Annotated in this window: 19 protein-coding genes; all 19 read left to right on the top strand. The window is 70.0% G+C overall.

The annotated features are described in order from the left end of the window. Nucleotides 1-60 precede the first annotated feature (60 nt). The 19 genes from rho (at nucleotide 61) to ACZ6SQ_RS32850 (ending at nucleotide 20,059) form a co-directional block, all read left to right on the top strand. Complete coding sequence (gene rho, locus ACZ6SQ_RS32940; protein WP_469568593.1) at nucleotides 61-2,109, top strand: transcription termination factor Rho; 2,049 nt, start codon at nucleotides 61-63, stop codon at nucleotides 2,107-2,109. Nucleotides 2,110-2,353: 244 nt separating this feature from the next. Beyond that, a complete protein-coding gene (locus ACZ6SQ_RS32935) occupies nucleotides 2,354-4,006 on the top strand; it encodes a trypsin-like serine protease (protein WP_469568592.1) in 1,653 nt (550 codons plus the stop codon). Between the two features lie 204 nt (nucleotides 4,007-4,210). After that, a complete protein-coding gene (locus tag ACZ6SQ_RS32930) occupies nucleotides 4,211-5,332 on the top strand; it encodes an LCP family protein (protein ID WP_469568590.1) in 1,122 nt (373 codons plus the stop codon). A 154-nt stretch (nucleotides 5,333-5,486) separates the two neighbouring features. Continuing rightward, complete coding sequence (gene rpmE, locus ACZ6SQ_RS32925; protein WP_007499053.1) at nucleotides 5,487-5,708, top strand: 50S ribosomal protein L31; 222 nt, start codon at nucleotides 5,487-5,489, stop codon at nucleotides 5,706-5,708. Nucleotides 5,709-5,816: 108 nt separating this feature from the next. Beyond that, nucleotides 5,817-6,893, top strand: coding sequence for a peptide chain release factor 1 (prfA, locus tag ACZ6SQ_RS32920; protein WP_386380963.1), 1,077 nt, complete (start codon nucleotides 5,817-5,819; stop codon nucleotides 6,891-6,893). Between the two features lie 39 nt (nucleotides 6,894-6,932). After that, nucleotides 6,933-7,778, top strand: coding sequence for a peptide chain release factor N(5)-glutamine methyltransferase (gene prmC / locus ACZ6SQ_RS32915; protein WP_469568587.1), 846 nt, complete (start codon nucleotides 6,933-6,935; stop codon nucleotides 7,776-7,778). 52 nt (nucleotides 7,779-7,830) lie between these two features. Continuing rightward, nucleotides 7,831-8,478: an L-threonylcarbamoyladenylate synthase gene (locus ACZ6SQ_RS32910; protein WP_386380965.1), complete on the top strand. Its 648-nt coding sequence runs from the start codon at nucleotides 7,831-7,833 to the stop codon at nucleotides 8,476-8,478. After that, on the top strand, nucleotides 8,475-9,143 hold the full coding sequence (locus tag ACZ6SQ_RS32905) for an arsenate reductase/protein-tyrosine-phosphatase family protein (RefSeq protein WP_469568583.1): 669 nt from the start codon (nucleotides 8,475-8,477) through the stop codon (nucleotides 9,141-9,143). Before ACZ6SQ_RS32910 ends, ACZ6SQ_RS32905 begins: the two co-directional genes overlap by 4 nt. 82 nt (nucleotides 9,144-9,225) lie before the next feature. Then, nucleotides 9,226-10,467 (top strand): serine hydroxymethyltransferase, encoded by a 1,242-nt coding sequence (locus ACZ6SQ_RS32900; RefSeq protein WP_469568582.1) that lies wholly within the window; start codon nucleotides 9,226-9,228, stop codon nucleotides 10,465-10,467. 162 nt (nucleotides 10,468-10,629) lie between these two features. Then, on the top strand, nucleotides 10,630-11,964 hold the full coding sequence (locus tag ACZ6SQ_RS32895; protein ID WP_469568580.1) for an MraY family glycosyltransferase: 1,335 nt from the start codon (nucleotides 10,630-10,632) through the stop codon (nucleotides 11,962-11,964). A gap of 299 nt (nucleotides 11,965-12,263) precedes the next feature. Next, on the top strand, nucleotides 12,264-12,710 hold the full coding sequence (locus ACZ6SQ_RS32890; protein WP_469568577.1) for a hypothetical protein: 447 nt from the start codon (nucleotides 12,264-12,266) through the stop codon (nucleotides 12,708-12,710). Nucleotides 12,711-12,920: 210 nt separating this feature from the next. Beyond that, a complete protein-coding gene (gene atpB, locus ACZ6SQ_RS32885; protein WP_386380970.1) occupies nucleotides 12,921-13,760 on the top strand; it encodes a F0F1 ATP synthase subunit A in 840 nt (279 codons plus the stop codon). 77 nt (nucleotides 13,761-13,837) lie between these two features. Further along, a complete protein-coding gene (gene atpE, locus ACZ6SQ_RS32880; RefSeq protein ID WP_004925497.1) occupies nucleotides 13,838-14,059 on the top strand; it encodes an ATP synthase F0 subunit C in 222 nt (73 codons plus the stop codon). 53 nt (nucleotides 14,060-14,112) lie between these two features. After that, a complete protein-coding gene (locus tag ACZ6SQ_RS32875; protein ID WP_469568573.1) occupies nucleotides 14,113-14,649 on the top strand; it encodes a F0F1 ATP synthase subunit B in 537 nt (178 codons plus the stop codon). Next, nucleotides 14,646-15,461, top strand: coding sequence for a F0F1 ATP synthase subunit delta (locus ACZ6SQ_RS32870; RefSeq protein WP_469568571.1), 816 nt, complete (start codon nucleotides 14,646-14,648; stop codon nucleotides 15,459-15,461). Before ACZ6SQ_RS32875 ends, ACZ6SQ_RS32870 begins: the two co-directional genes overlap by 4 nt. 148 nt (nucleotides 15,462-15,609) lie before the next feature. Then, nucleotides 15,610-17,199 carry a F0F1 ATP synthase subunit alpha gene (gene atpA, locus ACZ6SQ_RS32865; protein ID WP_469568569.1) on the top strand — a complete coding sequence of 530 codons (1,590 nt, stop codon included), beginning with the start codon at nucleotides 15,610-15,612 and terminating at the stop codon, nucleotides 17,197-17,199. 20 nt (nucleotides 17,200-17,219) lie between these two features. Further along, a complete protein-coding gene (locus tag ACZ6SQ_RS32860) occupies nucleotides 17,220-18,137 on the top strand; it encodes a F0F1 ATP synthase subunit gamma (protein ID WP_469568567.1) in 918 nt (305 codons plus the stop codon). Then, nucleotides 18,137-19,573, top strand: coding sequence for a F0F1 ATP synthase subunit beta (gene atpD, locus ACZ6SQ_RS32855; RefSeq protein ID WP_469568565.1), 1,437 nt, complete (start codon nucleotides 18,137-18,139; stop codon nucleotides 19,571-19,573). The genes ACZ6SQ_RS32860 and atpD overlap by 1 nt, the downstream gene beginning before the upstream one ends. A 111-nt stretch (nucleotides 19,574-19,684) precedes the next feature. Beyond that, entirely contained in the window at nucleotides 19,685-20,059 is a 375-nt protein-coding gene (locus tag ACZ6SQ_RS32850; RefSeq protein WP_386380976.1) for a F0F1 ATP synthase subunit epsilon, read from the top strand. The last annotated feature ends 90 nt before the right edge of the window (nucleotides 20,060-20,149 follow it).

Raw genomic sequence — 20,149 nt, 5'->3', positions numbered from 1 at the left:
GACAGCACAACCGGTCGCCGAGCCAGACAGGCCGACGTCCGCTCCAGGGAAGGACCCTTCGTGAGCGACACCACCGATCTGATGGGCGCGCGTGTCGAGGAGACCGCTGCCGCGCCCGCCACGGACGCCTCCGCGCCTGCCACCGGTGCCGGCTCCCGGCGGCGCCGCGGTACCGGCCTCGAGGGCATGGTGCTGGCCGAGCTCCAGCAGGTCGCCTCCGGCCTGGGCATCAGGGGCACCGCGCGGATGCGCAAGAGCCAGCTGATCGAGGTCATCAAGGAGGCGCAGGCCGCCGGCGGCAGCGCCCCGGCGGCGAAGACCGACGCGCCGGCCGAGACCAAGCCCAAGCGTCGTGCCACCTCCCGCACCCGTACGGGCGACGAGGCCGCCGAGAAGAAGGCGGACGCCAAGGCCGAGGCCGCCGCCGAGAAGGCCGTCGCCCAGCAGCAGATCGAGATCCCCGGCCAGCCCGCCGGCGGCACCGGCCGCGCGGCCGAGCGCGGCGCGGAGGCCGAGCGGAGCGGGGACGAGGCGCCCACCGAGCGCCGCCGTCGCCGGGCCACCGCCGAGGCCGGCAGCCCCGAGACCGTCACCGCCGAGGCGAAGACCGAGGCCAAGTCCGAGGCGCCCGCCGCGCAGGGCGACGCGAAGGGCGACGCCGACGGTGGCGAGGGCCGCCGTCGCGACCGCCGTGAGCGCGGCCGTGACCGCGACCGCGGTGACCGTGGCGACCGCGGTGACCGTGGCGACCGCCGCGGCAAGGGCGACGACCAGCAGGGCCAGGGCGGCGCGCAGCGCGGCCAGCAGCAGAGCCAGCAGCAGGGCGGCGGCCGCCAGGACCGCAACGCCGGCCCGCAGGACGACGACGACTTCGAGGGCGGCCGGCGTGGCCGTCGCGGCCGCTACCGCGACCGCCGTGGCCGTCGTGGCCGCGACGAGATGGGCCAGGAGCCGCAGATCGCCGAGGACGACGTCCTGATCCCGGTCGCGGGCATCCTGGACATCCTCGACAACTACGCGTTCATCCGGACCTCCGGCTACCTGCCCGGCCCGAACGACGTGTACGTCTCCCTCGCCCAGGTCCGCAAGAACGGCCTGCGCAAGGGTGACCACGTCACCGGCGCGGTCCGTCAGCCCAAGGAGGGCGAGCGCCGCGAGAAGTTCAACGCGCTGGTCCGCCTGGACTCCGTCAACGGCATGGCGCCCGAACACGGCCGCGGCCGCCCGGAGTTCAACAAGCTGACCCCGCTCTACCCGCAGGACCGCCTCCGTCTGGAGACGGACCCGGGCGTGCTCACCACCCGCATCATCGACCTGGTGTCGCCGATCGGTAAGGGTCAGCGCGGTCTGATCGTGGCCCCGCCGAAGACCGGCAAGACCATGATCATGCAGGCGATCGCCAACGCGATCACCCACAACAACCCCGAGTGCCACCTGATGGTCGTCCTGGTCGACGAGCGTCCGGAGGAAGTCACCGACATGCAGCGGTCGGTCAAGGGCGAGGTCATCTCCTCGACCTTCGACCGCCCGGCCGAGGACCACACCACGGTCGCCGAGCTCGCCATCGAGCGCGCCAAGCGTCTGGTGGAGCTGGGCCACGACGTCGTCGTGCTGCTCGACTCGATCACCCGTCTGGGCCGTGCGTACAACCTGGCGGCTCCGGCCTCCGGCCGCATCCTGTCCGGTGGTGTCGACTCGACCGCCCTGTACCCGCCGAAGCGCTTCTTCGGTGCGGCCCGCAACATCGAGGACGGCGGCTCGCTGACCATCCTCGCCACCGCGCTGGTGGACACCGGGTCCCGCATGGACGAGGTGATCTTCGAGGAGTTCAAGGGCACCGGCAACATGGAGCTCAAGCTCGACCGGAAGCTCGCCGACAAGCGCATCTTCCCGGCGGTGGACGTGGACGCGTCCGGTACCCGTAAGGAAGAGATCCTGCTCGGCAACGAGGAGCTCGCGGTGGTCTGGAAGCTGCGCCGGGTGCTGCACGCGCTCGACCAGCAGCAGGCGATCGAGCTGCTGCTCGACAAGATGAAGCAGACGAAGTCGAACATCGAGTTCCTGATGCAGATCCAGAAGACGACGCCCACGCCCGGAAACGGTGACTGAGCTTCGTCGAGCCGGCTGCCGCTCGTGGGCCACGGGTCCTCCGTGGACCGGCGAGCCGCGTGTTGAAGCAGTTCCACGCCCCTGAGGGGTGTGTCCCGGAGGGCCGTCCTGTGAATCTGGGCGGCCCTTCGGGTTGTGTTCGTAGCGTGTAGGATCGCGTGCCTTGTATCGCCTTCGATTTCCACCCCCAGGGGGGACTCGCGTGGTTGTGTCCACATCCCCGGGGCGTAGCCGTAAACGCCGGATGCGGATCGCCCTGTCCCTCGGCGCCGCCGGTGTCGCCGCGGCCGTCACCGCCGTCGTGCTGACGCAGGTGGCGGGGGCCTCGCCGGTGCTGCCCGAGCCGACGCTGGCGCCTCCCGGGCTGAGCACGCTGGGAGCGGGCGAGCTGGAGCGCCGGGTGGCGGGCGCGGTCGTGGGCGACACGGCCGCCGAGCCCGCGCGCGACTCCGCCGCCGGGACCCCCGTGGCGTCCGCCACGGCCCCCTGGATCGCCCAGCTCTGGTACCACGACGACCGGGGCACCGGGGCGTCCTCCGACGACGTCGACCTCTTCTGCGCCGGGGCCGTCGTCGCGCCGACGAAGATCCTCACGGCCGCGCAGTGCGTCAAGGGCTACAACTGGTACGCGTACGGCGCCGTCGTCACCGGCACCGACCGGCTGCCCACGCCCGGCTCCGGCACGGCCGACCTGCACGGCGGAACCGTCTCGCTGCCGCTGCGGCAGTACTACGACCCGGCGTACATCCCCGGCATCTACGCGGACGACATCGCTGTCATCACCCTCGACGCCCCGGTGAAGGCCGAGCCGATCCGCATGGCCACGTCCACCGACCCCGCGGCGTACGCCGACGGCACCGCCGCCGAGGTCTACGGCTGGGGACGTACCGCCTCCGGCGGCGGACACCCCGCGCCGGCCCTGCGCGTCGCCAAGCTGAGGACGCAGGCCGACTGCGCCACCGCGGGCGTGTGCGCGCAGGGCGCGAAGCCGGCCCGGTGCACCGGCGACACCGGCGGCCCGCTCGTCGTCGGCGGCCGGGTCGCCGGTGTCGTCTCGGGGCGCCCGGAGGAGTGCGCCGGGAAGTTCTCCGGGCTCCGCGCCCACCTCGGCACGATCTCCGCGCGGGTGGACGACGCCAACTTCAGCCGTGACCACCGGGCCGACGTGTTCTCCCGCCGCACCGACGACCAGATGGGCTTCTTCAAGACCTCCAAGGGCAGTTCGTTCGACCCGCGCGACGAGCTCGGCGTCTGGGAGGCCGCGGACCTGGTCGTCCAGGCGGACCTGGACCGGGACGGCTTCCAGGACCTGGTGTGGCGCCGCGGCAGCGACGGCGGTGTCTTCTGGGCGCACTACGACCCGTTCCGCGAGGTCTGGCGGACGCAGCGGATCGCCGACGACTGGAGCACCCGCGCCCATATCGTCGCCCCCGGCGATGTCACCGGCGACGACCTGCCCGACCTCGTCTCGGTGGACGAGGCCGGTGCGCTGTGGATCCACCCCGGCCACGGCGACGGCACCTTCGCGACCCCCGTGAAGGCCGGCTCCGGCTGGGAGGGCTACGACTTCGTCGTCGGCCACGGCGACCTCACGGACGACGGCAGGGCCGACCTGATCACCCGCGACGCCACCGGCCACGGCGTGTATCTCCACCAGGGCACCGGCAGGGCCGGCACCGAGGCGTTCGCCCCGCCCGTCAAGGTGCGCACCTGGAAGGACTACGACGCCCTCGCCGCCGTCGGCGACGTCAACGGCGACAGCAGGGCCGATCTGCTCGCCCGCGGCCACGACGGCACGCTCTGGCTGTACAAGGGCACCGGGAAGGCCTCCGCGGAGATCTTCGACACACGCGTAGCGTCGGCGCCCGACTACGAGCAGTACGACCTGCTCGGCTGAAGCCGCTGGTCGGGGCGGGACTTCCCCGTCCGGTGACCCTCTGTGTCCGTACGGCCGCACAGGTCGCACACAAAGTGCTGTGCAACCCTGCGCCGGGTTTACCCGTCTGACCCCACAGAGCGACGATGGTTCGGTGAGGGCCGATTCGACCTGGCCTGTCCGCCGATCCAGGGGGTACCCGACCGGACGAGAGTCGAGGAGCGCATGTCAGCCGAAAGCACGCCGGGCGCCGGCATACCGGGCGCCCCGGGACCGAGCGAGCCCGGCAGGGGCCGTCGCCGCAGGCCCCGGGGCGGGCACACCGGACTGAGGATCGCCGCGTGGACCGCGGCGGGCGTCGTGGTGCTCGGCGGCGCCGGGGCCGGCTATGTGTACGTCAAGCTCAACGGCAACCTCGACAGCGTCGACATCAACCAGGCGCTGGGCACCGACCGCCCCACCAAGGCCGACAACGGCTCCGAGAACATCCTGGTCCTCGGCTCCGACTCGCGCTCCGGCTCCAACCGGAAACTGGGCGGCGGCGCCGACGAGGGCAGCGCCCGCTCCGACACGGCGATGGTCGTGCACCTCTACAAGGGCCACAAGAAGGCCAGCGTGGTCTCCATCCCGCGCGACACCCTCATCGACCGCCCCGAGTGCACCGACGCCGACGGCGTCACCCATGACGCGGCCCGGGGCGTGATGTTCAACTCGGCGTTCACCACCGGCGGCGCCGCCTGCGCGGTCAAGACCGTCGAGTCGATCACCGATCTGCGCATGGACCACTATCTGGAGGTCGACTTCAGCGGCTTCCAGAAGCTGATCGACGAACTCGGCGGCGTCGAGGTCACCACCACCCAGGACATCGACGACCCCGACAGCCATCTGAAGCTCGAGGCGGGCACCCACCGGCTCGACGGCGAACAGGCCCTCGGCCTCGTCCGCACCCGGCACGGCGTCGGCGACGGCTCCGACCTCGGCCGCATCCAGCTCCAGCAGGCCTTCATAAAGGCCCTCGTGGCCCAGCTGGGGGACGTCGGCGTCCTGGGCAACCCCAAGCGGCTCTACGACCTCGCCGACACCGCCACCAGGACCGTCACCACCGACAGCGACCTGGGCTCGGTCAACTCCCTGCTCTCCTGGGCGAGCGGCCTCAAGGGCATCGGCCCCGGCGACATGACCATGATCACGATGCCGGTCCAGTACGACCCGGCGGACCTCAACCGCGTCCTGCTGGACGAGAAGAAGGCCGACCTGGTGTGGAAGGCCCTGAGGGCGGACCGGCCGATCCCCAGGGCCGCGACGACGGGCACGGCCACCGGCCAGGCGAAGTCGGTCGTCGAGTAGCCACCGCCGACCACACCCCGCAGGGAATACCTCACAGCGAGCCCCGGTTTTGGGAGATGGCGCCAGTCCTGGCAGACTGGTACGTCGGCTCCGGTTCACGCCGCCGCACTCCGCGGCCGGCGACCCGGCGCCCTCCCGATACCTAGGAGACACCTTGAAGCGCGACATCCACCCCGCGTACGTCGAGACGCAGGTCAGCTGCACCTGCGGCGCGTCGTTCACCACCCGCAGCACCATCGAGTCCGGCACCGTCCGGGCCGAGGTCTGCTCCGAGTGCCACCCGTTCTACACGGGCAAGCAGAAGATCCTCGACACCGGTGGCCGTGTGGCCCGCTTCGAGGCCCGCTTCGGCAAGGCCGCCGGCTCCAAGAAGTAGCGAGCCCCAACGCGCCGGTCCACGGCCACGCCCCGCGCGGGTGTGCCCGGGACCGGCGTTTTTGGTCGCCCGCCCTTCACCCCCGTACACCCCAACAGGAGCCCCAAGATGTTCGAGGCCGTCGAGGAACTGGTCACCGAGCACGCCGACCTGGAGAAGAAGCTCGCGGACCCCTCGGTCCACGCCGACCAGGCCAACGCGCGCAAGCTCAACAAGCGCTACGCCGAGCTCACCCCCATCGTCGCCACGTTCCGCTCCTGGAAGCAGCTCGGCGAGGACATCGACACCGCGCGTGAGCTCTCCGCCGACGACCCCGACTTCGCGGCCGAGGTCAAGGACCTCACCGAACAGCGCGAGCAGCTGACCGAGAAGCTCCGCCTCCTGCTGGTCCCGCGCGACCCCAGCGACGACAAGGACGTCATCCTGGAGATCAAGGCGGGCGCGGGCGGCGACGAGTCGGCCCTGTTCGCGGGCGACCTGCTGCGGATGTACCTGCGCTACGCCGAGCGCGTCGGCTGGAAGACCGAGATCATCGACGCCACCGAGTCCGAGCTCGGCGGCTACAAGGACGTCCAGGTCGCGGTGAAGACCAAGGGCGGCCAGGGCGCCACCGAGCCCGGCCAGGGCGTGTGGGCGCGGCTGAAGTACGAGGGCGGCGTGCACCGCGTGCAGCGCGTGCCGGCCACCGAGTCCCAGGGCCGTATCCACACCTCCGCCGCGGGTGTGCTGGTGACGCCCGAGGCCGAGGAGGTCGACGTCGAGATCAACCCGAACGACCTGCGCATCGACGTCTACCGGTCCTCCGGCCCCGGCGGCCAGTCCGTCAACACCACCGACTCCGCCGTGCGCATCACGCATCTGCCGACCGGAGTCGTCGCCTCCTGCCAGAACGAGAAGAGCCAGCTCCAGAACAAGGAGCAGGCACTGCGTATCCTGCGCTCCAGGCTGCTCGCGGCGGCGCAGGAGGAGGCGGAGAGGGAGGCCGCCGACGCCCGTCGCAGCCAGGTCCGCACCGTCGACCGCTCCGAGAAGATCCGCACGTACAACTTCCCGGAGAACCGCCTCTCGGACCACCGTGTCGGCTTCAAGGCGTACAACCTCGACCAGGTCCTGGACGGCGAACTCGACGCGGTGATCCAGGCCTGTGTCGACGCGGACTCGGCCGCCAAGCTCGCAGCCGCGTAAACAAGCGGGACGTACGAGTACCACTCACGGAGGACGAGCGTGAATCTGCTGCTCGCAGAGGTGGCCCAGGCCACTCAGCGGCTGGCCGACGCCGGCGTGCCCTCGCCGCGCACCGACGCGGAGGAGCTCGCCGCGTTCGTGCACGGCGTGAAGCGCGGCGAACTCCACTCCGTGAAGGACGCGGACTTCGACGCCCGCTACTGGGAGGTCGTCGCCCGGCGCGAGGCGCGAGAGCCGCTCCAGCACATCACCGGACGGGCCTTCTTCCGCTACCTGGAACTCCAGGTGGGGCCGGGCGTGTTCGTGCCGCGGCCGGAGACCGAGTCGGTGGTCGGCTGGGCCATAGACGCCGTGCGCGCCATGGACGTCGTGGAGCCCGCGATCGTCGACCTGTGCACCGGCTCCGGCGCCATCGCGCTGGCCCTCGCCCAGGAGGTGCCGCGCTCCAGCGTGCACGCCGTGGAGCTCAGCGAGGACGCCCTCGTCTGGACCCGCAAGAACATGGAGGGCTCCCGCGTCGACCTGCGCCAGGGCAACGCGCTGGACGCCTTCCGCGACCTCGACGGCCAGGTCGACCTGGTCATCTCCAACCCGCCGTACATCCCGCTCACCGAGTGGGAGTACGTCGCACCCGAGGCCCGCGACTACGACCCGCAGATGGCGCTGTTCTCCGGCGAGGACGGCCTCGACCTGATCCGCGGCATCGAGCGCACCGCGCACCGTCTGCTGCGCCCCGGCGGCGTGGTCGTGATCGAGCACGCCGACACCCAGGGCGGCCAGGTGCCCTGGATCTTCACCGAGGAGCGGGGCTGGGCCGACGCGGCCGACCACCCCGACCTCAACAACCGCCCGCGGTTCGCCACCGCCCGCAAGGCGACGCCGTGAGCAGCCCCCAGACTTCAGTCCGGCAGTACGTGCACGAGGAGGACCGCTAGACATGGCTCGGCGATACGACACCAACGACGCGACCGACCGCGTGACCGGTCTGCGCGAGGCCGCGTCCGCCGTCCGCCGTGGCGAGCTGGTGGTCCTGCCCACCGACACGGTGTACGGCATCGGCGCGGACGCGTTCTCCAAGGAGGCCGTGGGCGATCTGCTGGACGCCAAGGGCCGGGGCCGCAACATGCCCACGCCCGTCCTGATCGGCTCCCCGAACACCCTGCACGGCCTCGTCACGGACTTCTCCGAGATGGCCTGGGAACTGGTCGACGCGTTCTGGCCGGGCGCGCTCACGCTCGTCGCCAAGCACCAGCCGTCCCTCCAGTGGGACCTCGGCGACACCCGCGGCACGGTCGCGGTGCGCATGCCGCTGCACCCGGTCGCCATCGAGCTGCTCACCGAGGTCGGCCCCATGGCCGTGTCCTCGGCCAACCTCACCGGCCACCCCGCGCCGGAGGACTGCGACGCGGCCCAGCAGATGCTCGGCGACTCCGTCTCGGTCTACCTCGACGGCGGCCGCACGCCGGGCATCGTCCCCTCGTCCATCGTCGACGTCACCGGCCCGGTGCCGGTCCTGCTGCGCGAGGGCGCGCTGTCCCCGGACGAGCTGCGCAAGGTCGTACCCGACCTTGAGGTGGCCAATTGACACCCCCAGACGCGGGGCGTGGCATAGGCGGCATCGGGGAGGAGACGACCACCTTCGGCTTCCCCCGGGACACCTTCCGCATCCTTCACGTCAGTACCGGGAACGTGTGCCGCTCACCCATCACCGAGCGGCTGACCCGGCATTACGTCACCCAGCGCCTCGGTGTGCTCGGCGGCGGCCTGATAGTCGAGAGCGCGGGCACCTGGGGCCACGAGGGCGCCCCGATGGAGGCGAACGCCGAGGCCGTGCTCGCCGAGTTCGGCGCGGACCCGTCCGGCTTCATGGGCCGCGAGCTCCTCGACGAGCACGTCATCATGGCCGACCTGGTCCTGACGGCCACCCGTGACCATCGCGCCCAGGTCATCTCCATGGGCCACTCGGCGGGTCTGCGTACCTTCACCCTGAAGGAGTTCACCCGTCTGGTGAAGGCGATAGACCCGGCGACGCTGCCGCCGCTGGAGGACGGTGTGGTGCTCCGCGCGCGTGCGCTGGTGCGCGCGGCCGCCGCGCTGCGCGGCTGGCTGCTGGCGCCCACGGCGGAGGCGGACGAGGTCCATGACCCGTACGGCGCCCCGCTGAGCTTCTTCCGTTCCATCGGCGACGAGATACACCAGGCCCTCGATCCGGTCGTCACGGCGCTCACCGGGGTACCCGCGCGGATGTGACGGCCGCGCGGCTCCGAGGACCCGGGCCTACATTGGACGTACGTCAGCGCCGACGTACGCCCGCTCGCCCCCGGAGCCCACCATGACGGTCACTCCCGCCCTCGACGAGGTCGACGCGCTCCGGCGCCAGGACCCCGAACTGGCCGATGTCCTGCTGGGCGAGCGCCGGCGCCAGTCGACGACGATCCAGCTGATCGCCGCCGAGAACTTCACCTCGCCCGCCGTGCTGGCCGTGCTGGGCTCACCGCTGGCGAACAAGTACGCCGAGGGCTACCCCGGCTCCCGCTACCACGGCGGCTGCGAACTCGTGGACGTGGCCGAGCGGATCGCCGTGGAACGGGCCACCGCGCTGTTCGGCGCCGGTCACGCCAACGTACAGCCGCACTCGGGCTCCTCGGCCGTCCTCGCGGCCTACGCGGCGCTGCTGCGCCCGGGTGACACCGTCCTGGCCCTCGGCCTCACGCACGGCGGGCACCTCACGCACGGCTCGCCCGCGAACTTCTCCGGCCGCTGGTTCGACTTCGTCGGCTACGGCGTCGACGCGGAGACCGGGCTGATCGACTACGAGCAGGTGCGCGCCCTGGCCCGCGCGCACCGCCCGAAGGCGATCGTGTGCGGCTCGATCGCGTACCCGCGGCACATCGACTACGCCCTCTTCCGGGCGATCGCCGACGAGGCGGGCGCCTATCTCATCGCGGACGCCGCCCACCCGATCGGGCTGGTGGCCGGCGGAGCGGCGCCCAGCCCGGTGCCGTACGCCGACATCGTCTGCGCGACCACCCACAAGGTGCTGCGCGGGCCGCGCGGCGGGATGCTGCTGTGCGGTCCTGAGCTGGCCGAGCGGGTGGACCGGGCGGTGTTCCCGTTCACCCAGGGCGGGGCGCAGATGAACTCGGTCGCCGCGAAGGCGGTCGCGTTCGGCGAGGCGGCCACCCCGGCCTTCACGACGTACGCCCATCAGGTGGTGGCGAACGCGCGGGTGCTGGCGGCCGGTCTGGAGGCGGAGGGGCTGACCGTCACCACGGGCGGCACCGACACGCATCTGATCACGGCCGACCCGGCGCCGCTGGGGGTTGACGGCCGCGGCGCGCGCGGACGGCTCGCCGCCGCCGGGGTGGTGCTGGACTGCTGTGTGCTGCCGCACGGAGACACCAGGGGTCTGCGGCTGGGCACGGCCGCGGTCACCACGCAGGGCATGGGGGAGCCGGAGATGGCCCGGCTCGCCGCGCTCGTCGCGGGGGTGCTGCGGGACGAGGTGGACAGCTTCGGGGCCCGCGAGGAGGTGCGGGAACTGGTGTCCGCCTTCCCGCCGTATCCGGGCTGAGGCGGGGTACGCGGACGAGGGCCCCGACCGGGGCGCGTGCCGGTGCGCGGCCGGCCGTGGAACCATCGTCGCTACCCGGAAGTCCCCACACATATGCGTCGCGTACGCGACCGTCGCTAGGGTGTGGGGCTGTGATGGCCAGCGAGACCTGTGGGGAAGCCCGTGCGTGAATACCTGCTGACGCTCTGCGTCACGGCCGCGGTGACGTATCTGCTGACAGGGCCGGTACGGAAGTTCGCGATCGTGGCCGGGGCTATGCCGGAGATCCGGGCCCGGGACGTGCACCGGGAGCCCACTCCGCGGCTCGGCGGTATCGCCATGTTCTTCGGACTGTGCGCGGGCCTGCTGGTGGCCGGGCACCTGGCGAACCTGAGCGAGGTCTTCGAGACCTCCAACGAGCCGCGCGCGCTGCTCTCCGGCGCCGCGCTGATCTGGCTGATCGGTGTCCTCGACGACAAGTTCGAGATCGACGCGCTGATCAAGCTGGGCGCGCAGATGATCGCCGCGGGCGTGATGGTCATGCAGGGTCTGACGATCCTGTGGCTGCCCATTCCGGGCGTCGGCAATGTGGCGCTGACCCAGTGGCAGGGCACCCTGCTGACCGTCGCCCTGGTCGTCATCACGATCAACGCGGTGAACTTCGTCGACGGCCTGGACGGTCTCGCGGCGGGCATGGTGTGCATCGCGTCGGCGGCGTTCTTCCTCTACGCGTACCGGGTCTGGGTGTCGTACGGCATCGAGGCGGCCGCTCCGGCCACGCTGTTCTCGGCGATCCTGATGGGCATGTGCCTGGGCTTCCTGCCGCACAACATGCACCCGGCCCGGATCTTCATGGGCGACTCGGGCTCGATGCTGATCGGCCTGGTGCTGGCTGCGGGCGCGATCTCCATCACGGGGCAGGTCGACCCCGACGCGCTGAAGCTGTTCGCGGGGTCGGAGAAGGCGGCGGTGCACCAGACGGTGCCGGTCTACATCCCGCTGCTGCTGCCGCTGACCATCATCGCGATCCCGGCGGCCGACCTGATCCTGGCGATCGTGCGCCGGACCTGGCGGGGGCAGTCGCCCTTCGCCGCGGACCGCGGTCATCTCCACCACCGGCTGCTGGAGATCGGCCACTCGCACAGCAGGGCCGTGCTGATCATGTACTTCTGGTCCGCGCTGATCGCCTTCGGCGCCCTGGCCTACTCCGTGAACTCCGCGTCCATGTGGATCGTGCTCGGTGTCGTGGTACTCAGCGCGATCGGTCTGATCCTTCTGCTGCTGCCCCGTTTCACGCCTCGCGCGCCCCGCTGGGCCGAGCACTTCGTGCCGCCCCGCTACCGCCGTCGCCGCCGCGAAGCGGAACCGTTCGCGGAGGCCGTGCCGGGGGCCGCGGAGCCCGGTACCGCGGAGCCGCGCCCGCCGGTCGCGGCCGGTGTCCCCTCGGTCAACGGAGCGACCGCTCTCAGCGCCCGTTCGCACGTCCTGGATCGGGGCAAAGCGGAGAGCTCGCGCTGACGTAAAGGTAAGAATCTGACTAGAGCATTGCCAAGTCATGGGGGAACGAACCGGGCCAATATCAGGCAAGTCGGCTCGGTTTCTGCACAGACGCGCACCTTCACTCTCATGTGTGACGGCAGGCACACCCAGCAGGTAAAGACCTCATCAAATAGTTTGTGATACCGTTCACGAGAACCCGGGATAGAGCCGAAGGACCGTAGTGCGACGGCCCGCTCGGACGTGAGTTTCTCTCTCAGCCCGGGACTACGCTCGTCCATGACGACACCCCTGCCCCCTGCGAAAGCGGAGTTGCCGCCATGCCGTCCAATGACGTCCGGATCCTTGCCCAGGCCGCTGTACCCACAGCTGCCGTAGGGGCGGTCGCGGCCGTCGTCAGCGGTGTGGTGGCCGGCGGCGAAGGAGTGGTGGGGGCCGTCGTCGCGACGCTGGTCGTCATCCTCTTCATGGGGATCGGCCTGTATGTGCTCCAGCGCACTGCCAAATCGCTTCCGCATCTGTTCCAGGCCATGGGCCTGATGCTCTACGCGGCGCAGATCCTGCTGCTGTTCATCTTCGTCGCCGCGTTCAAGAACACCACGCTGTTCAACCCCAAGGCCTTCGCGCTCACACTCGTCGTCGCCACCCTGACGTGGATCGCCGCACAGACGCGGGCGCACATGAAGTCCAAGATTCTCTACGTCGAACCCGACTCGACCTCCTCCTCGACCGGTGACAAGCCCGGAAAATCGGGGCACTCGTCGTGATGGGTAGGGCCGGGATAAAGACGCCTGAGAGATGCTGCTATCGTCCGGTGCCAACTGCGGCATCGCGGGCGCGGGCATCCGAGCTGACGCCTGTTCGATCGCGAGGCGAGATGCCCCACAGCCGCCCCCACATCCGAAACACCAGTCCCGTGCCGAACCGCGGCCGCACGCCGCGCCGACACAACGAGGTTGCCGTACCTATGCGCCACGATGAAGGAGCCCGCGGTGAGTGCTGACCCGACGCAGGTGCTCGCCTTCGAGACCGACTGCCACCTGTTCGACGGTTGTGGCTTCCCGGCTCCGGGCCTGCACTCGTTCCTGTTCGAGCCGCTCTGGGGCGACGCCGACGGCAACGGCTTCTACTTCAACAAGCCGATGCTGCTCGCGCTGCTCGGCTCGATCATCGTGGTCGGCTTCTTCTGGGCGGCCTTCGCCCGGCCGAAGCTCGTCCCCGGCAAGCTCCAGATGGTCGCCGAGGCCGGCTACGACTTCGTCCGCCGCGGCATCGTCTACGAGACGATCGGCAAGAAGGAGGGTGAGAAGTACGTACCGCTCGCCGTCTCCCTCTTCTTCTTCATCTGGATGATGAACCTCTGGTCCATCATTCCCGTGGCCGCGTTCCCGGTGACGTCGATCATCGCCTACCCGGCGATCCTGGCCCTGATCGTCTACATCACCTGGGTCTCGCTGACGTTCAAGCGTCACGGCTTCGTCGGTGCCTTCAAGAACTTCACGGGCTACGACAAGTCGCTCGGCCCGGTGCTCCCGCTGGCCATGACGATCGAGTTCTTCTCGAACCTGCTGGTCCGCCCGTTCACGCACGCGGTCCGACTCTTCGCGAACATGTTCGCCGGCCACACGCTGCTGCTGCTCTTCACCATTGCCACCTGGTACATGCTGAACGGCATCGGCATCGCCTACTCGGCCGTCTCGTTCACGATGGTCATCGTCATGACCGCGTTCGAGCTCTTCATCCAGGCGGTCCAGGCGTATGTGTTCGTCCTGCTGACCTGCACCTTCATCCAGGGCGCGCTCGCCGAGCACCACTGAGCACCGCCGCTTTCGAAACCCCCGCACTCGTCCGGTGGCCAACCCCCACCGGTCCGTAAAGAGAAGGAAGAACTGGCATGTCCAACCTTGCTGCTGTCACCGGTGACCTCGGTTCCGTCGGTTACGGTCTTGCGGCCATCGGCCCCGGCGTCGGCGTTGGCATCATCTTCGGCAACGGCACCCAGGCCCTCGCCCGCCAGCCCGAGGCGGCCGGTCTGATCCGCGCCAACCAGATCCTGGGCTTCGCCTTCTGTGAGGCGCTCGCCCTGATCGGTCTCGTCATGCCGTTCGTCTACTAAGACGAACCTGACGACCGTCCCTTTCGACGAAAGGCACTGATGTGAACCTCGCCATGATCCTGGCGCAAGAGGGTGAGAAGGAGAACCCCCTCATTCCGCCGTGGCCCGAGGTGGTCATCGGCCTCATCGCCTTCGTCATCGTCTTCGGCTTCCTCGCCAAGAAGCTCCTCCCGACCATCAACAAGGTTCTGGAAGAGCGTCGCGAGGCCATCGAAGGCGGTATCGAAAAGGCCGAGGCCGCGCAGACCGAGGCCCAGAGCGTTCTCGAGCAGTACAAGGCTCAGCTCGCCGAGGCCCGGCACGAGGCCGCGCGTCTCCGCCAGGAGGCGCAGGAGCAGGGTGCCGCGCTCATCGCCGAGATGCGCGCGGAGGGCCAGCGCCAGCGCGAGGAGATCGTCGCCGCCGGCCACTCCCAGATCGAGGCCGACCGCAAGGCGGCTTCGTCCGCCCTGCGCCAGGACGTCGGCAAGCTCGCCACCGACCTGGCCGGCAAGCTCGTCGGTGAGTCCCTCGAGGACCACGCCCGGCAGAGCCGCGTCATCGACCGCTTCCTCGACGAGCTCGAGGAGAAGGCCGAGGCATCGCGATGAACGGAGCGAGCCGCGAGGCCCTGGCTGCCGCACGCGAGCGTCTCGACGCGCTGACGGACTCCACGTCCGTGGACGCGACGCGGCTCGCCGACGAGCTGGCCGCCGTCACCGCGCTGCTCGACCGCGAGGTCAGCTTGCGTCGGGTCCTCACCGACCCGGCGCAGTCCGGCGAGGCCAAGGCCGAGCTGGCCCAGCGCCTCCTCGGCGGCCAGGTCGGCGGCGAGACCGTCGACCTGCTGGCCGGCATGGTGCGCTCCCGCTGGTCGCAGTCGCGCGACCTGGTGGACGCGCTGGAGGAGCTGGCGGACACCGCCGACCTCACCGCCGCCCAGCGGGCGGGCACGCTCGACGACGTCGAGGACGAGCTGTTCCGGTTCGGCCGGATCGTCTCCTCGAACACCGAGCTGCGCGCCGCGCTGACCGACCGCAAGGCCACCACCGCCGCCAAGGGCGAGCTGCTGCGCAGCCTGCTCGGCGGCCGTGCGAAGGCCACCACCGAGCGTCTGGTGACGCGTCTGGTGACCGTCCCGCGTGGACGTAGCCTGGAGTCGGGACTCGAGTCCCTGTCCAAGCTCGCCGCCGAGCGCCGGGGCCGCATGGTCGCCGTCGTCACCTCGGCGGTGCCGCTGAGCGACGGCCAGAAGCAGCGCCTGGGCGCCGCCCTGGCGAAGCTCTACGGGCGCACGATGCACCTCAACCTCGACGTGGACCCCGAGGTCCTCGGCGGGATGCGGGTGCAGGTCGGTGACGAGGTCATCAACGGCTCGGTCGCGGACCGCATCGACGACGCCGCTCGCCGACTGGCGAGCTGACGCGGGCGCCCAGCGCCGCGCCAACTGAAAACGCAAGACGTACCTACGGCCCATGTTGGGCCGTGCAGAGGATTCACCTCGTTCAGGGGGGAGTCCCCATCCCCCCAAAGTGAAACTTCGGGCCCAACAAGGAGAGCAGGGAACCCAGATGGCGGAGCTCACGATCCGGCCGGAGGAGATCCGGGACGCGCTGGAGAACTTCGTCCAGTCGTACAAGCCGGACGCGGCCTCGCGCGAGGAGGTCGGTACGGTCACCCTTGCCGGCGACGGCATCGCGAAGGTCGAGGGTCTGCCCTCGGCCATGGCCAACGAACTGCTGAAGTTCGAGGACGGCACCCTCGGCCTCGCCCTCAACCTCGAGGAGCGCGAGATCGGTGCCATCGTCCTCGGCGAGTTCAGCGGCATCGAAGAGGGCCAGCCGGTCACCCGCACCGGTGAGGTCCTGTCGGTCGCCGTGGGCGAGGGCTACCTCGGCCGCGTCGTCGACCCGCTCGGCAACCCGATCGACGGCCTCGGCGAGATCGAGACCACCGGCCGCCGCGCCCTTGAGCTGCAGGCCCCGGGCGTCATGGCCCGTAAGTCGGTGCACGAGCCGATGGAGACCGGCTACAAGGCCGTCGACGCGATGACCCCGATCGGCCGTGGCCAGCGTCAGCTGATCATCGGTGACCGCCAGACCGGCAAGACCGCCCTGGCCGTCGACACGATCATCAACCAGCGTGACAACTGGCGCTCGGGCGACCCGAAGAAGCAGGTCCGCTGCGTCTACGTCGCCATCGGCCAGAAGGGCTCGACCATCGCCTCCGTGCGTGGCGCCCTGGAAGACGCCGGCGCGCTGGAGTACACGACCATCGTCGCCGCCCCGGCGTCCGACCCGGCCGGCTTCAAGTACCTGGCCCCGTACACCGGTTCGGCCATCGGCCAGCAGTGGATGTACGAGGGCAAGCACGTCCTGATCATCTTCGACGACCTGTCGAAGCAGGCCGACGCCTACCGCGCCGTGTCGCTGCTGCTGCGCCGTCCGCCGGGCCGTGAGGCCTACCCGGGCGACGTCTTCTACCTGCACTCCCGTCTGCTGGAGCGCTGCGCGAAGCTCTCGGACGACCTGGGCGCCGGTTCGATGACGGGTCTGCCGATCGTCGAGACCAAGGCCAACGACGTCTCGGCGTTCATCCCGACCAACGTCATCTCCATCACCGACGGCCAGTGCTTCCTGGAGTCGGACCTCTTCAACGCCGGTCAGCGTCCCGCGCTGAACGTCGGTATCTCCGTCTCCCGAGTCGGTGGTTCCGCGCAGCACAAGGCGATGCGGCAGGTCTCCGGCCGTCTGCGTCTGGACCTCGCCCAGTACCGTGAGCTGGAGGCGTTCGCCGCCTTCGGTTCCGACCTGGACGCCGCGTCGAAGGCGCAGCTGGAGCGCGGTCAGCGTCTGGTCGAGCTGCTCAAGCAGCCGCAGTACCAGCCGCTGCCGACCGAGGACCAGGTCGTCTCCGTGTGGGCCGGTACCACCGGCAGGATGGACGACGTCCCGGTCGCCGACATCCGCCGCTTCGAGAAGGAGCTGCTGGAGTACCTGCACCGCTCGGAGCAGGGCCTGATGACCTCCATCAAGGAGGGCGCCAAGATGTCGGACGACACCCTCACCGCTGTTGCCGACGCGATCGCCGCCTTCAAGAAGCAGTTCGAGACCTCGGACGGCAAGCTTCTCGGCGAGGACGCTCCGGCCTCGGCCAAGTGACGTAGGAAGGGACCTGACTCATGGGAGCCCAGCTCCGGGTCTACAAGCGTCGCATCCGCTCCGTCACCGCGACCAAGAAGATCACCAAGGCGATGGAGATGATCGCCGCCTCGCGTGTCGTCAAGGCGCAGCGCAAGGTGGCGGCCTCCACGCCGTACGCGCAGGAACTGACCCGCGCGGTCACGGCGGTCGGCACCGGGTCGAACACCAAGCACCCGCTGACCACCCAGGCCGAGACGGTCACCCGGTCCGCGGTGCTGCTGCTGACCAGCGACCGCGGTCTGGCCGGCGCCTTCAACGCCAACGCCATCAAGGCGGCGGAGCAGCTGACGGTGCGTCTTGAGGCCGAGGGCAAGGAGGTCGACACGTACATCGTCGGCCGCCGCGGTCTGGCCCACTACAACTTCCGCGAGCGCAAGGTCGCGGAGTCGTGGTCGGGCTTCACCGACGAGCCCGCCTACGCGGACGCCAAGAAGGTCGCGGGTCCGCTGATCGAGGCCATCGAGAAGGACACGGCGGACGGCGGCGTGGACGAGCTCCACATCGTCTACACCGAGTTCGTCTCGATGATGACGCAGACGGCGGTCGACAGCCGGATGCTGCCGCTCAGCCTCGAAGAGGTCGCGAAGGAGACCGCCCCCAAGGGCGAGATCCTTCCCCTGTTCGACTTCGAGCCGTCGGCGGAGGACGTCCTCGACGCCCTTCTGCCGCGCTACGTCGAAAGCCGTATCTACAACGCGCTGCTGCAGTCGGCCGCTTCCAAGCACGCCGCCACCCGCCGCGCGATGAAGTCGGCCACCGACAACGCGGGCGAGCTGATCAACACGCTCTCCCGTCTTGCCAACGCGGCCCGCCAGGCCGAAATCACCCAGGAAATCAGCGAGATCGTCGGTGGCTCCGCAGCCCTTGCCGACGCGACCGCGGGGAGTGACAAGTAATGACGACGACTTCTGAGACGGCCGTTGCCACGGGCCGCGTCGCCCGGGTCATCGGCCCGGTCGTCGACGTGGAGTTCCCCGTCGACGCCATGCCGGACATCTACAACGCCCTGCACGTCGAGGTCTCCGACCCGGCCAACGAGGGTGAGAAGAAGACGCTGACCCTGGAGGTCGCCCAGCACCTGGGTGACGGCCTGGTCCGCACGATCTCGATGCAGCCCACCGACGGTCTGGTCCGCCAGGCCCCGGTCAGCGACACCGGTGCCTCCATCACGGTGCCCGTCGGCGACTTCACCAAGGGCAAGGTGTTCAACACCCTCGGTGAGGTGCTGAACGTCGACGAGTCCTACGAGGGCGAGCGCTGGGGCATCCACCGCAAGGCCCCGAACTTCGACGAGCTCGAGTCGAAGACCGAGATGTTCGAGACCGGCGTCAAGGTCATCGACCTTCTCACCCCGTACGTCAAGGGTGGAAAGATCGGTCTGTTCGGTGGTGCCGGCGTCGGCAAGACGGTGCTCATCCAGGAGATGATCTACCGCGTCGCCAACAACCACGACGGTGTCTCCGTGTTCGCCGGTGTCGGTGAGCGCACCCGTGAGGGCAACGACCTCATCGAGGAGATGGCCGACTCGGGCGTCATCGACAAGACCGCCCTGGTCTTCGGTCAGATGGACGAGCCCCCGGGCACCCGTCTGCGCGTGGCCCTCGCCGGTCTGACCATGGCGGAGTACTTCCGCGATGTGCAGAAGCAGGACGTGCTGTTCTTCATCGACAACATCTTCCGCTTCACCCAGGCCGGTTCCGAGGTGTCGACCCTGCTCGGCCGTATGCCCTCCGCGGTGGGCTACCAGCCGAACCTGGCCGACGAGATGGGTCTCCTCCAGGAGCGCATCACCTCGACCCGTGGTCACTCGATCACCTCGATGCAGGCGATCTACGTCCCCGCGGACGACCTGACCGACCCGGCCCCGGCCACCACCTTCGCCCACCTCGACGCGACGACGGTTCTCTCCCGTCCGATCTCCGAGAAGGGCATCTACCCGGCCGTGGACCCGCTGGACTCGACGTCCCGCATCCTCGACCCGCGGTACATCGCGGCGGACCACTACAACACCGCGATGCGCGTCAAGACGGTCCTGCAGAAGTACAAGGACCTTCAGGACATCATCGCGATCCTCGGTATCGACGAGCTCGGCGAGGAGGACAAGCTCGTCGTCCACCGTGCCCGTCGCGTGGAGCGCTTCCTGTCCCAGAACACCCACGTCGCCAAGCAGTTCACCGGCGTCGACGGGTCGGACGTGCCGCTGGACGAGTCGATCGCCGCGTTCAACGCGATCATCGACGGTGAGTACGACCACTTCCCGGAGCAGGCGTTCTTCCTCTGCGGTGGCATCGAGGACCTCAAGGCCAACGCCAAGGAGCTGGGCGTCTCCTGAGCCTCGCGCTCGGTCGGAGGGGGCGGGCGCGTCCTGCCCCCTCCGCCACGCCCATTAGACTTGTAACCAACACCCGGCAGACCCGCCGGGTGGTGACCCGAGGAGCCACCCTTGGCTGCTGAGCTGCACGTCGCGCTGGTCGCGGCCGACCGAGAGGTCTGGTCCGGCGAGGCCACCCTGGTCGTCGCGCGCACCACGTCCGGCGACATCGGCGTCATGCCCGGTCACCAGCCGCTGCTCGGTGTGCTGGAATCGGGCCCCGTGACCATCCGTACGAGTGACGGTGGAACCGTGATCGTCGCGGTGCACGGCGGATTCATCTCGTTCGCGGACGACAAGCTGTCGCTGCTGGCGGAGGTCGCCGAGCTCTCCGAGGAGATCGACGTCCAGCGTGCGGAGCGGGCGCTGGAGCGCGCCAAGTCGGCGGAGGACGCCTCCGCCGAGCGTCGCGCCGAGGTCCGCCTGCGGGCGGCGACGGCGCGCTGACGCACCGGCGCCCCTGGGGGTGACCCCAGGTCCTCCAGACACTGGGGGAGTCACGCGATGATGCAACTCAGCCGCGGCTGGGACCGGAGC

The organism is Streptomyces sp. NPDC048600 (assembly GCF_055587025.1).
This window is presented reverse-complemented; position numbering and strand designations above follow the sequence as displayed.

What these genes read in the sequence shown, in the direction of transcription:
- ACZ6SQ_RS32935 (WP_469568592.1), top strand. Translation starts at nt 2,354, where the DNA reads ATGCGGATCGCCCTGTCCCTCGGCGCCGCCGGTGTCGCCGCGGCCGTC.
- ACZ6SQ_RS32930 (WP_469568590.1), top strand. Translation starts at nt 4,211, where the DNA reads ATGTCAGCCGAAAGCACGCCGGGCGCCGGCATACCGGGCGCCCCGGGA.
- prfA (WP_386380963.1), top strand. Translation starts at nt 5,817, where the DNA reads ATGTTCGAGGCCGTCGAGGAACTGGTCACCGAGCACGCCGACCTGGAG.
- ACZ6SQ_RS32910 (WP_386380965.1), top strand. Translation starts at nt 7,831, where the DNA reads ATGGCTCGGCGATACGACACCAACGACGCGACCGACCGCGTGACCGGT.
- ACZ6SQ_RS32900 (WP_469568582.1), top strand. Translation starts at nt 9,226, where the DNA reads ATGACGGTCACTCCCGCCCTCGACGAGGTCGACGCGCTCCGGCGCCAG.
- ACZ6SQ_RS32890 (WP_469568577.1), top strand. Translation starts at nt 12,264, where the DNA reads ATGCCGTCCAATGACGTCCGGATCCTTGCCCAGGCCGCTGTACCCACA.
- atpB (WP_386380970.1), top strand. Translation starts at nt 12,921, where the DNA reads ATGAAGGAGCCCGCGGTGAGTGCTGACCCGACGCAGGTGCTCGCCTTC.
- atpE (WP_004925497.1), top strand. Translation starts at nt 13,838, where the DNA reads ATGTCCAACCTTGCTGCTGTCACCGGTGACCTCGGTTCCGTCGGTTAC.
- ACZ6SQ_RS32875 (WP_469568573.1), top strand. Translation starts at nt 14,113, where the DNA reads ATGATCCTGGCGCAAGAGGGTGAGAAGGAGAACCCCCTCATTCCGCCG.
- ACZ6SQ_RS32870 (WP_469568571.1), top strand. Translation starts at nt 14,646, where the DNA reads ATGAACGGAGCGAGCCGCGAGGCCCTGGCTGCCGCACGCGAGCGTCTC.
- atpA (WP_469568569.1), top strand. Translation starts at nt 15,610, where the DNA reads ATGGCGGAGCTCACGATCCGGCCGGAGGAGATCCGGGACGCGCTGGAG.
- ACZ6SQ_RS32860 (WP_469568567.1), top strand. Translation starts at nt 17,220, where the DNA reads ATGGGAGCCCAGCTCCGGGTCTACAAGCGTCGCATCCGCTCCGTCACC.
- atpD (WP_469568565.1), top strand. Translation starts at nt 18,137, where the DNA reads ATGACGACGACTTCTGAGACGGCCGTTGCCACGGGCCGCGTCGCCCGG.